This window comes from Pseudomonas sp. LB1P83 (assembly GCF_054897885.1).
The window spans coordinates 6,236,405-6,248,729 of sequence record NZ_CM142709.1 but is presented as its reverse complement, the minus strand read 5'-3'; the positions used below and the strand labels follow the sequence as shown (position 1 = coordinate 6,248,729).

The window sequence follows — 12,325 nt, the reverse complement described above, 5'->3', positions numbered from 1 at the left end:
GCTCGCTCCTCGTTTCTGAAAAGAAAAGGGAGCTACGCTTCACAACGGTAGCCGGCATCTTCGGACCCGCCAGGCCATCGCCCGACTTTACCTCACACGTGCAGCAATTAAGCTTATGGCCATTTTAGACATCCTCGAATTCCCCGACTCGCGCCTGCGCACTATCGCCAAACCTGTGGCCGTAGTGGACGACGAAGTGCGTCAGTTGGTCGATGACATGTTTGAAACAATGTATGAAGCGCCAGGCATCGGCCTCGCCGCGACCCAGGTCAACGTGCACAAACGTATCGTCGTGATGGACCTCTCCGAAGACCGCAGCGAACCACGGGTGTTCATCAACCCGGAGTTTGAATCCCTGACCGACGAGATGGAGCAATACCAGGAAGGCTGCCTCTCGGTGCCGGGCTTCTACGAAAACGTCGACCGCCCGCAAAAGGTCAAGGTCAAGGCCCTGGACCGCGACGGCAAACCTTACGAACTGATCGCCGAAGGCCTGCTCGCCGTGTGCATCCAGCACGAATGCGACCACCTCAACGGCAAATTGTTCGTCGACTACCTGTCCAACCTCAAACGCGACCGAATCAAGAAGAAACTGGAAAAGCTCCATCGCCAGAACGCTTGATGCCCTTCTTTCAAAGGCTTGCTGCGGCAAGCCTTTTTCTTTTCAGAGATTGCTCCCATGACTGAGCCACTGCGCATCGTCTTTGCCGGCACCCCGGAATTCGCCGCCGAACACCTCAAGGCCCTGCTCGACAGCCCTTACGAGATCGTCGCGGTTTACACCCAGCCGGACCGTCCGGCGGGCCGTGGGCAAAAGCTGATGCCGAGCCCGGTCAAGCAGTTGGCTCTGGAAAACAATATCCCGGTGTTGCAACCGCCAACCCTGCGCAACGAAGACGCTCAGGCTGAACTGGCCGCACTCAAGCCGGATTTGCTGGTGGTGGTTGCCTATGGTCTGATCCTGCCGCAAGCGGTGCTGGACATCCCGCGCCTGGGTTGCATCAACAGCCACGCCTCGTTGCTGCCACGCTGGCGCGGAGCGGCGCCGATCCAGCGTGCCGTTGAAGCGGGCGACAGCGAAAGCGGCGTGACCGTGATGCGCATGGAGCTGGGCCTCGACACCGGGCCGATGCTGCTGAAAGTCACCACGCCAATCACCGCTGAAGACACCGGCGGCAGCCTCCACGACCGTCTCGCCGAAATGGGTCCGCCAGCCGTGATTCAGGCGATTGCCGGCCTTGCCGCCGGAACGCTGGAAGGCGAAGTGCAGGACGACAGCCTCGCCACGTATGCTCACAAATTGAACAAGGACGAAGCGCGCATCGACTGGAGTCGTCCGGCGATTGAGCTGGAACGCCTGGTCCGCGCCTTCAACCCGTGGCCGATCACCCACAGCACGCTGAACGGTGAAGCGCTGAAAGTGCTGGCCGCGAGCCTCGCCGAAGGGCAGGGTGCACCGGGCCAGATCCTCAGCGCCAGCAAGGACGGTTTGATCGTCGCCTGCGGTGAGCAAGCCCTGTGCCTGACCCGTTTGCAATTACCCGGCGGCAAGGCGCTGAACTTCAGCGACTTGTTCAACAGCCGTCGTGAGAAATTCGCCGTCGGCACCGTGCTCGGTCAAGCGGCGGACGCTCAATGAATCCACGTCTGGCCGCCGCCAAGGCACTTGCTGCTGTTCTTAACGGAAAAGCCTCACTCAACAGTTCTCTGCCGACACAAATGGACAAGGTTGAAGACCGTGACCGCGGCTTCACCCAGGACCTGGCGTTCGGCACGGCGCGCTGGCAACCCCGTTTGTCGGCGCTGGCGGCCAAGTTGCTGCAGAAGCCATTCAAGGCCGCGGACGCCGATGTCGAGGCGCTGCTGCTGGTCGGCCTTTATCAATTGCTCTACACCCGCGTCCCGGCCCACGCCGCCATCGGCGAAACCGTCGGTTGTGCCGACAAGCTGAAAAAACCGTGGGCCAAGGCCTTGCTCAATGCTGTGCTGCGCCGCGCCCAGCGTGAAAGCGAAGCATTGCTGGCTGAGCTGGAACACGATCCGGTGGTGCGCACCGCGCATCCGCGCTGGCTGCAAAAATCCCTCAAGGCGTTCTGGCCTGATCAGTGGGAAGCCATTTGCGCGGCGAACAACGCGCATCCGCCGATGATTTTGCGGGTCAACCGTCGTCATCACTCCCGTGATGCTTATCTCGTATTGCTGACTGAAGCCGGCATCGCCGCCACGCCGTGCGTTTACAGTCAGGATGGCATCATCCTCGAAGCGCCGGCCGACGTGCGCAGCCTGCCGGGCTTCGCCGAAGGCTGGATCAGCGTGCAGGACGAAGCGGCGCAACTGGCCGCCGACCTGCTCGACCTCGCGCCGGGCCAACGGGTGCTCGACGCCTGCTGCGCACCGGGCGGCAAGACCTGCCACATCCTCGAAGCCGAGCCAAAACTGGCGGGCGTCGTGGCGGTGGATCTCGAAGCCAAGCGTCTGGTGCGCGTGCGCGAGAACCTCGCACGCCTGGGCCTGAGCGCCGAACTGATCGCTGCCGATGGCCGCGACACCGCCACCTGGTGGGACGGCAAACCGTTTCAGCGCATCCTGCTCGACGCGCCGTGCTCGGCCACCGGCGTGATCCGTCGTCACCCGGACATCAAGCTGACTCGCCAACCGGATGACATCGCGGCACTGGCAGTGCTTCAGGGCGAATTGCTCGATGCCATGTGGATAACGCTGGAGGTCGGCGGGATTCTGCTTTACGCCACCTGCTCCACATTGCCGACCGAGAACACCGAAGTCATCGAAGCCTTCCTCGCCCGCACGCCGGGCGCCCGTGAGCTGGACCTCGCCACGGCGGCCGGTATCAAGCAACCTCACGGTCGCCAGTTGCTGGCCCAGGAAGGCGGCCACGACGGGTTCTACTACGCCAAGCTGATCAAGATCGCCGCCGCGCGCGGTTAATGGGTTTTAAGGGAGTGACTGGATGAAAATCATCATCCTCGGCGCAGGGCAGGTCGGCGGTTCGCTGGCGGAACATCTGGCCAGCGAGGCCAACGACATTACCGTGGTCGACACCGACGGCGAACGCCTGCGCGACCTCGGCGATCGACTGGACATCCGCACCGTGCAAGGCCGCGGCTCACTGCCGACGGTGCTGCGTCAGGCCGGCGCGGACGATGCCGACATGCTGGTGGCGGTGACCAACAGTGACGAAACCAACATGGTGGCCTGTCAGGTTGCCCACACCCTGTTCCACACCCCGACCAAGATCGCCCGGGTCCGCGAAGCCGCGTACCTGACGCGCTCCGAGCTGTTTGATAACGACGCGATTCCAGTGGACGTGCTTATCAGCCCGGAACAAGTGGTGACCAATTACATCAAGCGCCTGATCCAGCATCCGGGTGCGTTGCAGGTGATCGACTTCGCCGAAGGCAAAGCGCAACTGGTGGCAGTGAAGGCGTACTACGGCGGGCCATTGGTGGGTCAGCAACTGCGCCAGTTGCGTGAACACATGCCCAACGTCGAAACCCGCGTTGCCGCGATTTTCCGCCGTGACCGGCCGATCCTGCCCCAGGGCGATACGGTGATCGAAGCCGATGACGAAGTATTTTTCATCGCCGCCAAGGCGAATATTCGCGCGGTGATGAGCGAAATGCGTCGTCTGGATGAAACCTACAAGCGCATCGTCATCGCCGGTGGCGGGCAGATCGGTGAGCGTCTGGCCGAGGCGATCGAAAGCCGTTATCAAGTGAAGATCATCGAGATGAACCCGGCCCGCTGCCGCCATCTCTCGGACACCCTCGACAGCACCGTGGTGTTGCAGGGCAGTGCCTCCGACCGCGACCTGCTGATGGAAGAGAACATTGCCGACGCGGATATCTTCCTGGCCCTGACCAACGATGACGAAGCCAACATCATGTCCTCGCTGCTGGCCAAGCGCCTGGGCGCGAAGAAGGTGATGACGATCATCAACAACCCGGCGTACGTTGATTTGATCCAGGGCGGCGACATCGACATCGCCATCAGCCCGCAACTGGCGACCATCGGCACGCTGCTGGCCCACGTGCGACGCGGCGATATCGTCAGCGTGCACTCATTGCGGCGCGGGGCGGCGGAGGCCATCGAGGCGATTGCCCATGGCGATGCGAAGTCGAGCAAGGTGATTGGCAAGTCCATCGAGAACATCGGTCTGCCGCCGGGCACTACGATTGGCGCCATCATTCGTGATGAAGAAGTGATCATTGCTCACGACGACACCGTGATCGCGGCGGGTGACCATGTGATTTTGTTCCTTGTGGATAAAAAGCATATTCGGGATGTGGAGAAGCTGTTTCATGTGGGGCTCAGCTTCTTCTGAACCGAGGGCCTCTTCGCGGGCAAGTCGGATCGCCGCACCGCTCGCTCCTACAGGTCCGAGTCGTACACATAATTGGCGAATGACCCTAAACCGTAGGAGCGAGGCTTGCCCGCGAAGGCAATTCCGAACTCCACACATAAACAAAGGTGTTGCCCGATGCTCGAATCCCTGGAAAAAATGCTCGCCAAGGGTGTGGATAACTCGTTGCTGCGCTTCGGCCTGGGCAAGGGCTATCTGGACCTTGGGGAAAACGCCAAGGCTGCCGAGCATTTCCAGCGCTGCGTCGAATTCGATCCAAAGTATTCGGCGGCCTGGAAGCTGTTAGGCAAGGCCCATCTGGCGCTGGCAGACTTTGCGGCTGCGCGTCGGGCGTGGGAGCAGGGTCTGGAAGCCGCCCGCGCCCATGGCGACAAGCAGGCAGAGAAAGAGATGACGGTGTTTCTGAAAAAGCTTGAGCGTCAGGCGCACTGATCAGAGGTAGCGCAGACCAATGCCGTCCGCATCAACAAGCACCACTTCCATGCGTACTCGCGGCGCACCTGTGGGTAAGTCCTGCACCTGTCCATAAACCACCGCGCCTTTAGGCAACGACGACAAGTCCGGATGCTTGACGTAGACGCCCGTGGTCGAGAGGTTGCGGGTCTGGCCGAGGCACTCGCCGAAGCTTTCGTGAGTGATCTTGATGCGAAACGATTTGCGATGGTCGGACATCTTTTGCGCCCTTTCTTGAACAATTGTGGATAACTTGTGTAGGAGCGAGGCTTGCCCGCGAAGACGTCGTTACTTCCGACATTGATGTTGGATGTGACGACGTCTTCGCGGGCAAGCCTCGCTCCTACAAGAAAACGTTAATCCACAGATCGTGCCATTAACGTTAATACCAACGTTCTTCGCCCGGCGGCCGCTTTTTGAAGCGCTTCATGCTCCACATGTACTGGCTCGGATACGCCCGCACGTAACGCTCGACCACCTGGCTCATGGCCGCGCAGGACGTTTCCGTATCGGTGCTGTACATGGCTTCTGGGGCAGCTTCCAGGATCACTTTGTACCCCGAGCCGTCCGGCAGCCGCAGCGCATGCAGGAACACGCCGACCGCTTTGCCGCCGGCGAGCATATTCGGTACGAACTTGCTGGTCAGCGCCTGCGTGGCGAAGAACGGCACGAAGATCCCGGCGGATTCGGACGGTTCCGGGTCAGCGGGAATGCCCACTGCACCACCTTTGCGCACTTCCTTGATGACGCTGAGGATGCCTTCCTTGGTGGAAGCGGCCACACGGTTGCCCAGTTGAACCCGCTGTTTGCGCAGCAAATCATCCACAGCCTTCAGCTTTGGCGGACGATAGAAAATGATCGGTTTGCACTGGTTGCAGTAGAAGTGGTTCAACACTTCCCAATTGCCCAGGTGACTGGTGATGCCGACGACACCTTTGCCGGAGGCGAGGGCTTCCTTCAACACGTCGAGCCCTTCGACTTCACGGACCAGGTCGATGGAACGCTGGGCGGGCCAGATCCACGCGCAGGCGCTTTCAGTCAGGGACTTGCCGATGTCTCTCAGGCTCTGGCCGACAAGACGCTCGCGTTCAGCCGGATCCATCTGCGGGAAACACTTGGCGAGGTTGATCCGCACCACATCGCGGGAACGGTTGGGGGTTTTCCACATCACCCAGCCAATGGCCGAGCCCACTGCCTGCACTGCCCGCCACGGGAGCAGGGCAAACAGCCGCAGAGCGCCTACCAGCAAGGCGCCTTTAAACTTATCCACAGGTCACTCCTGATCTTGTGCTGTGCGCGAGGCGGCTATTCTAACCGCCGTTCGCCAGTGTCGCGTAGCGATCGCAATCGCGGGTGTGGTCCATGACCATGCCCGAGGCCTGCATCAACGCATAGCAAATGGTCGGACCGACGAACGTGAAACCGGCCTTTTTCAGGCCTTTGCTCATCTCCACCGCGACCGGCGTGACCGCCGGCACCTCGGTGCGATCCTTGAAATGATGGATCACAGGCGTGCCGCCGACGAAGGACCAGAGAAACGCTACCGGGTCCTCCAGCGCCAGCCAGGCCTGAGCGTTGCGACGGGCCGCATTGAGTTTGAGGCGATTGCGAATGATCCCCGGATCGAGCATCAATTCATCGATTTCCGCGTCGCTCATCTGCGCCACCCGTTGGACGTCGAAGCCGAACAATACCTCGCGATATCGCTCACGTTTACGCAGCACGGTGATCCAGGAAAGGCCGGCCTGGAACCCTTCGAGCAAAAGCAACTCGAACAATCCCTGCGCATCGCGTAGCGGCGTACCCCACTCCTGATCGTGATAAGCCATGTACAGCGGATCTTCGGAACACCAAAAGCAGCGTGGCATAAGGCTCCAGGGGGCGTGCGCAGGACCGAATCGGGTATACTCCCGCTCTTTAAATCGCAGCCCAAGAAACAGGTGAATTTCGTGAGCCAGCCTACGCCAGCCGTGCGTACCTTCCAAGACTTGATCCTCGCCCTCCAGCAATACTGGGCCGAGCAAGGTTGTGTGGTACTTCAGCCCTACGATATGGAAGTAGGCGCCGGCACTTTCCACACCGCTACATTCCTGCGCGCCATTGGCCCGGAAACCTGGAACGCCGCTTATGTGCAGCCCAGTCGTCGCCCGACTGACGGCCGCTACGGCGAAAACCCGAACCGTCTGCAGCACTACTACCAGTTTCAGGTAGTCCTGAAGCCGAACCCGGACAACTTCCAGGAACTGTACCTGGGCTCCCTCAAGCACGTCGGCCTGGACCCGTTGGTCCACGACATCCGCTTCGTCGAAGACAACTGGGAGTCGCCAACGCTGGGCGCCTGGGGTCTGGGCTGGGAAGTCTGGCTCAACGGCATGGAAGTGACGCAGTTCACTTACTTCCAGCAAGCGGGCGGCATCGAGTGCTACCCGGTGACCGGCGAGATCACCTACGGTCTCGAGCGTCTGGCCATGTACCTGCAAGGCGTGGACTCGGTCTACGACCTGGTCTGGGCTGACGGCCCGATGGGCAAGGTCACCTACGGCGACGTGTTCCACCAGAACGAAGTGGAGCAGTCGACCTACAACTTCGAACACGCCAACGTCGAGAAGCTGTTCGAGCTGTTCGATTTCTACGAAAGCGAAGCCAAGCGCCTGATCGAACTCGACCAGCCGTTGCCATTGCCGAGCTACGAAATGGTATTGAAGGCGTCCCATACCTTCAACCTGCTGGATGCGCGCCGGGCAATTTCCGTGACTGCGCGTCAGCAATACATCCTGCGTGTGCGCACCCTGGCGCGTTCCGTTGCGCAAGCCTACCTGCTGGCTCGCGCCAAGCTGGGCTTCCCGATGGCGACCCCGGACCTGCGTGATGAAGTACTGGCCAAGCTGGAGGCTGCACAATGAGTGCTCAAGATTTTCTGGTTGAACTGGGCACCGAAGAACTGCCACCCAAAGCCCTGAACACCCTGGCCGACGCGTTCCTGGCCGGTATCGACAGGGGCCTGCAAGCCGCTGGCCTGAACTACGAGACCAAAACCGTCTACGCCGCGCCACGTCGCCTGGCGGTGCTGATCACCTCGCTGGCGACCCATCAGCCGGATCGCAGCGTCAACCTCGACGGCCCGCCGCGTCAGGCCGCATTCGATGCCGAAGGCAACCCGACTCAAGCAGCCCTGGGCTTCGCCAAGAAGTGCGGCGTCGACCTGAGCGAAATCGATCAGAGCGGTCCGAAACTGCGCTACAGCCAAAGCATCGCCGGCAAGCCGACCGCGAGCCTGTTGCCGACTATCGTCGAAGACTCCCTGAACGACCTGCCGATCCCCAAGCGCATGCGCTGGGGTGCTCGCAAGGAAGAATTCGTTCGCCCGACCCAGTGGCTGGTAATGCTGCTCGGTGACCAGGTCATCGATTGCACCATCCTCGCCCAAAAGTCTGGCCGTGATTCCCGTGGTCACCGCTTCCATCACCCGGAAAGCGTGCGCATCACCTCGCCGGCCAATTACCTGAGCGACCTGCGTGCCGCCTACGTACTGGCCGACGCCAACGAGCGTCGCGCGATCATCAGCAAGCGCACCGAAGAACTGGCGACGATGCAGGAAGGCACGGCGATCGTTCCGCCAGCCCTGCTCGACGAAGTGACCGCGCTGGTTGAATGGCCGGTGCCGCTGGTGTGCTCGTTCGAGGAGCGTTTCCTCGACGTGCCGCAAGAAGCCCTGATCACCACCATGCAGGACAACCAGAAGTATTTCTGCCTGCTGGATGCCGACGGCAAGTTGCTGCCACGTTTCATTACCGTGGCCAACATCGAAAGCAAAGACCCGCAGCAAATCATCGCCGGTAACGAGAAAGTGGTTCGCCCACGCCTGACCGACGCCGAGTTCTTCTTCAAGCAAGACAAGAAGCAGAAACTCGAGGACTTCAACCTGCGCCTGCAAAACGTGGTGTTTCAGGAAAAACTCGGCAGCGTCTACGACAAGGCCGAGCGCGTTTCCAAACTCGCCGCGTTCATTGCGCAACGCATCGGCGGCAACGCAGCCTGGGCTTCCCGTGCCGGCCTGCTGTCCAAGTGCGACCTGGCGACCGAGATGGTCGGTGAGTTCCCGGAGATGCAAGGTGTCGCCGGTTATTACTACGCCCTCAACGACGGCGAGCCGGAAGAAGTCGCACTGGCACTGAATGAGCAGTACATGCCGCGCGGTGCCGGTGCTGAACTGCCGACCACCCTGACCGGTGCGGCCGTGGCCATCGCCGACAAGCTCGACACGCTAGTGGGCATTTTCGGCATCGGCATGTTGCCTACCGGCAGCAAAGACCCGTATGCGTTGCGCCGTGCTGCACTCGGCGTGTTGCGCATCCTGATCGACAAGAAGCTCGACCTCGACCTGAACGATGCCGTGGCGTTCGCCGTGAATGCGTTCGGTGCCAAGGTCAAGGCTGCCGGCCTGAACGATTCGGTGCTGGAGTTCATCTTCGACCGTCTGCGTGCCCGTTACGAAGACGAAGGCGTGGATGTCGGGACTTACCTGTCGGTTCGTGCCCTGAAGCCGGGTTCTGCCCTGGACTTCGACCAGCGCGTACAAGCGGTAGAGGCGTTCCGCAAATTGCCGGAAGCCGCTGCCCTGGCCGCGGTGAACAAACGCGTTTCGAACTTGCTGAGCAAGGTCGAAGGCTCTGTTCCGTCGGTCGTCGAAGCCAAGTACTTCGACAACGCCAACGAGTTCTCCCTGTACTCGGCGATCCAGCAAGCTGACCAGGCTGTGCAACCGATGGCCGCTGCGCGTCAGTACAGCGAATCTCTGGCACGTCTGGCTGCCTTGCGCGAGCCGGTGGACGCGTTCTTCGAAGCGGTAATGGTCAACGCGGAAGACGCTAAGGTCCGCGCCAACCGTTATGCATTGCTGGCACGTCTGCGTGGGTTGTTCCTCGGCGTCGCCGATATTTCGATGCTGAGCTGAGGGGCTGCTGTTGAAACTGCTGATTCTCGATCGTGACGGGGTGATCAATTACGACTCCGACGCTTACATCAAGTCGGTGGATGAGTGGATTCCGCTCCCCGGTTCGATCGAAGCCATCGCGCAGTTGAGCAAGGCCGGCTGGACGGTGGCAGTCGCTACCAACCAGTCGGGCATTGCTCGTGGCTATTACGACATCGCCACCCTCGACGCCATGCACGAGCGCTTACGCTCGCTGGTGGCGGAGCAGGGTGGCGAGGTCGGGCTGATTGTCTATTGCCCGCACGGGCCGGACGAGGGCTGCGATTGCCGCAAGCCAAAACCCGGGATGTTGAAAACCATCGCCGCGCATTACAACGTATCGCTGACTGATTTATGGTTCGTCGGCGACAGTCTTGGTGACCTGGACGCCGCAAAAGCCGTCGATTCTCAGCCAGTTTTAGTAAGGACCGGGAAAGGCGAAAAGACTTTGGGCAAGACCCTACCGGTAGGCACCTTGATATTTGACGATCTGGCGGCGATTGCCGCAGAACTTATCCACAATTAGAGTGCTTCTGATATTCCTGGCCAAGGATTGTTCGGGGGTGCGCTTTATATAGACGGGCAGAGCCCGCACGGTAAACGTCACCATGTCGATACTGCAGGCCATCAGAACGTTCCTCTTTTATCTGTTGCTGGGCACCAGCTCTTTGCTTTGGTGCAGCCTGAGCTTTTTTATCGCGCCGTTTCTGCCCTTCAAGGCCCGCTATCGCTTCATCAACGTGTACTGGTGTCGCTGCGCCTTGTGGCTGAGCAAAGTGTTCCTGGGCATCCGCTACGAAGTGAAGGGCGCCGAGAACGTGCCTGACCAGCCTTGCGTGATTCAGTCGAATCACCAGAGCACCTGGGAGACATTCTTCCTCTCCGCCTACTTCGAGCCGTTGAGCCAAGTGCTCAAGCGCTCATTGCTGTTTGTGCCGTTTTTCGGCTGGGCAATGGCCATGCTGCGACCGATCGCCATCGACCGCGACAATCCGAAAGCCGCGCTCAAGCATGTGGCGAAGAAGGGCGATGAACTGCTGAAGGATGGCGTCTGGGTGCTGATCTTCCCTGAAGGGACGCGAGTTCCTTATGGCACCATCGGCAAGTTCTCGCGAGGTGGCACCGCGTTGGCGGTCAACGCCGCACTTCCCGTGCTGCCAATTGCGCACAATGCTGGCAAGTTCTGGCCGAAAACCGGTTGGGCGAAGAAGCAGGGCGTCATCACCGTAATCATCGGAGAGCCGATGTACGCCGTGGGCACTGGGCCGCGCGCCATTGCCGATCTGAACGACCGGGTGCAGAGCTGGAACGAGCAGATGCAACGGGAAATGGGCTCTATTCCGCCCGCTCCGCAAGCGCCGACTGCCAGTGATCAGATAGCTGTCTGAGATTCTGTGGATAACCTGTGTACCGTTTTGCTGAAAACTAACGTTTTTTGATTTTATCTTTATGATTTATATACATATTTCTTAAACTCATAAAACTCGGTAAATGGTGCATAAGTTTTTTTCGGGCGCAAAAAACCGGCTGATATAGCCGGTTTTTTTATGGGTGTTATTTGCTGTTCATTAAAGTCTAAAACACAGATACCGCTCATTCCTGAGAAGATTTGTTCTGCAGCTTTTTCACAGCGGACGCTATTTGCTTAATGCTATTTTCAGGGGTGGGGAGATCCTCCGGCATGGTGCCTCCCAAATCTGCGATGGTGTCGCGGACCTTCTTACCAACTTCTAAGTGAACTTGATTTGCGTGCTGCTTGTTCTTGACGTCATCGCGTCGAAGTTTTTCTTCAGCTTGCGTAGCACGGAACAGATTGGCAGCCAATTCAGTAGAACCCATATGATCAAGAATCTTCTGGCTCCTCTTGAGGTCTTTACGCTTGTGGATAGCTTTCTGATCAAGGCCCCCATAGAGCCCCTGATATCCATGGTTTTGAAAAATTGCGAAGTCTAGTCCGGTTTCTACCCCAGCTTGCTGCGCGACCTCCACAAGCTGCTTGTTATGCTCCTTCAACTCATTGCGCAGCAGTAAGCGCTTCTGGTCTTCCTTCAGTTGCTGGAAGGTAGAGTCATCGGCGAGCTCCTGCCGACGTGTCTGAAGGGCGAAGTACGTTTGCCCAGCAGCAATAATTGGCTTGGACGGATCACCGTTCTGGACAACTAGATAGCAGGCGTAGCGCGAAAGCATCACATCCCGCAGTTCCCTTTGAGCCCCTGACCCAATCCTGACCATTACGAGCACATCCTCGAAATGGTCCTCAATAGTAAGACCGCTGTTCGAACATGCCTCTTTAGCTCTACTCAAAACAGACTGAAAATGGCGATATTCAGAATAATCGAGCAGCTTTGAAAGGTTTCTCGCAGACCAATATTCCGCTCCTTGCTCGTCGATCTGCTTTTGCGTTTCAAAAGACTGGTATTGCTCGTCCATTATTCTCATCCCTCGTCGTTCATCAGCTCAATGTCGTGGCGTTCAGGTCAGCGGTCCTATTCTCAACCTATTAACGAAAAAAAACCCCG

13 protein-coding genes are annotated in these 12,325 nt (G+C 59.3%); 9 read left to right on the top strand and 4 right to left on the bottom strand.

Translation table 11 applies throughout. The features are described from left to right. Window positions 1–115 precede the first annotated feature (115 nt). The 5 genes from def to ACYZTY_RS28720 all read left to right on the top strand — a co-directional run bounded on the left by def (window position 116) and on the right by ACYZTY_RS28720 (window position 4,813). Entirely contained in the window at window positions 116–622 is a 507-nt protein-coding gene (gene def, locus ACYZTY_RS28740; RefSeq protein WP_109627010.1) for a peptide deformylase, read from the top strand. A gap of 57 nt (window positions 623–679) precedes the next feature. Next, window positions 680–1,639: a methionyl-tRNA formyltransferase gene (fmt, locus tag ACYZTY_RS28735; RefSeq protein ID WP_461956431.1), complete on the top strand. Its 960-nt coding sequence runs from the start codon at window positions 680–682 to the stop codon at window positions 1,637–1,639. Continuing rightward, a complete protein-coding gene (rsmB, locus tag ACYZTY_RS28730; protein WP_461956430.1) occupies window positions 1,636–2,946 on the top strand; it encodes a 16S rRNA (cytosine(967)-C(5))-methyltransferase RsmB in 1,311 nt (436 codons plus the stop codon). The genes fmt and rsmB overlap by 4 nt, the downstream gene beginning before the upstream one ends. Before the next feature lie 22 nt (window positions 2,947–2,968). Then, window positions 2,969–4,342, top strand: coding sequence for a Trk system potassium transporter TrkA (trkA, locus tag ACYZTY_RS28725; RefSeq protein ID WP_461956429.1), 1,374 nt, complete (start codon window positions 2,969–2,971; stop codon window positions 4,340–4,342). Between the two features lie 156 nt (window positions 4,343–4,498). After that, the gene (locus ACYZTY_RS28720; RefSeq protein WP_461956428.1) at window positions 4,499–4,813 is read left to right on the top strand and encodes a tetratricopeptide repeat protein; all 315 of its coding nucleotides are present in this window, start codon (window positions 4,499–4,501) and stop codon (window positions 4,811–4,813) included. On the opposite strand, the gene ACYZTY_RS28715 is transcribed toward ACYZTY_RS28720, so the two are convergent. The 3 genes from ACYZTY_RS28715 to tag all read right to left on the bottom strand — a co-directional run bounded on the left by ACYZTY_RS28715 (window position 4,814) and on the right by tag (window position 6,702). Beyond that, on the bottom strand, window positions 4,814–5,053 hold the full coding sequence (locus ACYZTY_RS28715; RefSeq protein WP_461956427.1) for a PilZ domain-containing protein: 240 nt from the start codon (window positions 5,051–5,053) through the stop codon (window positions 4,814–4,816). A 163-nt stretch (window positions 5,054–5,216) separates the two neighbouring features. Beyond that, window positions 5,217–6,104, bottom strand: coding sequence for a lysophospholipid acyltransferase (locus tag ACYZTY_RS28710; protein WP_461956426.1), 888 nt, complete (start codon window positions 6,102–6,104; stop codon window positions 5,217–5,219). 40 nt (window positions 6,105–6,144) lie between these two features. Then, window positions 6,145–6,702, bottom strand: a complete 558-nt coding sequence (gene tag / locus ACYZTY_RS28705; protein WP_461956425.1) for a DNA-3-methyladenine glycosylase I — start codon at window positions 6,700–6,702, stop codon at window positions 6,145–6,147. 81 nt (window positions 6,703–6,783) lie between these two features. On the opposite strand from tag, the gene glyQ reads away from it, so the two are divergent. The 4 genes from glyQ (at window position 6,784) to ACYZTY_RS28685 (ending at window position 11,194) form a co-directional block, all read left to right on the top strand. Continuing rightward, complete coding sequence (gene glyQ / locus ACYZTY_RS28700) at window positions 6,784–7,737, top strand: glycine--tRNA ligase subunit alpha (protein ID WP_008155694.1); 954 nt, start codon at window positions 6,784–6,786, stop codon at window positions 7,735–7,737. After that, window positions 7,734–9,788 carry a glycine--tRNA ligase subunit beta gene (glyS, locus tag ACYZTY_RS28695; RefSeq protein ID WP_461956424.1) on the top strand — a complete coding sequence of 685 codons (2,055 nt, stop codon included), beginning with the start codon at window positions 7,734–7,736 and terminating at the stop codon, window positions 9,786–9,788. Before glyQ ends, glyS begins: the two co-directional genes overlap by 4 nt. A gap of 4 nt (window positions 9,789–9,792) precedes the next feature. Next, the gene (gene gmhB, locus ACYZTY_RS28690; protein WP_461959410.1) at window positions 9,793–10,332 is read left to right on the top strand and encodes a D-glycero-beta-D-manno-heptose 1,7-bisphosphate 7-phosphatase; all 540 of its coding nucleotides are present in this window, start codon (window positions 9,793–9,795) and stop codon (window positions 10,330–10,332) included. Between the two features lie 82 nt (window positions 10,333–10,414). Further along, window positions 10,415–11,194 carry a lysophospholipid acyltransferase family protein gene (locus ACYZTY_RS28685; RefSeq protein WP_461956423.1) on the top strand — a complete coding sequence of 260 codons (780 nt, stop codon included), beginning with the start codon at window positions 10,415–10,417 and terminating at the stop codon, window positions 11,192–11,194. A gap of 205 nt (window positions 11,195–11,399) precedes the next feature. Here ACYZTY_RS28685 and dinD read toward each other — a convergent pair whose 3' ends face one another. Then, on the bottom strand, window positions 11,400–12,236 hold the full coding sequence (gene dinD / locus ACYZTY_RS28680; RefSeq protein ID WP_461956422.1) for a DNA damage-inducible protein D: 837 nt from the start codon (window positions 12,234–12,236) through the stop codon (window positions 11,400–11,402). Window positions 12,237–12,325 lie beyond the last annotated feature (89 nt).

Coding starts and splice junctions, on each gene's coding strand:
- ACYZTY_RS28720 (WP_461956428.1), top strand. CDS start 4,499: ATGCTCGAATCCCTGGAAAAAATGCTCGCCAAGGGTGTGGATAACTCG.
- fmt (WP_461956431.1), top strand. CDS start 680: ATGACTGAGCCACTGCGCATCGTCTTTGCCGGCACCCCGGAATTCGCC.
- trkA (WP_461956429.1), top strand. CDS start 2,969: ATGAAAATCATCATCCTCGGCGCAGGGCAGGTCGGCGGTTCGCTGGCG.
- dinD (WP_461956422.1), bottom strand. CDS start 12,236: ATGGACGAGCAATACCAGTCTTTTGAAACGCAAAAGCAGATCGACGAG.
- tag (WP_461956425.1), bottom strand. CDS start 6,702: ATGCCACGCTGCTTTTGGTGTTCCGAAGATCCGCTGTACATGGCTTAT.
- rsmB (WP_461956430.1), top strand. CDS start 1,636: ATGAATCCACGTCTGGCCGCCGCCAAGGCACTTGCTGCTGTTCTTAAC.
- def (WP_109627010.1), top strand. CDS start 116: ATGGCCATTTTAGACATCCTCGAATTCCCCGACTCGCGCCTGCGCACT.
- ACYZTY_RS28685 (WP_461956423.1), top strand. CDS start 10,415: ATGTCGATACTGCAGGCCATCAGAACGTTCCTCTTTTATCTGTTGCTG.
- glyS (WP_461956424.1), top strand. CDS start 7,734: ATGAGTGCTCAAGATTTTCTGGTTGAACTGGGCACCGAAGAACTGCCA.
- ACYZTY_RS28715 (WP_461956427.1), bottom strand. CDS start 5,053: ATGTCCGACCATCGCAAATCGTTTCGCATCAAGATCACTCACGAAAGC.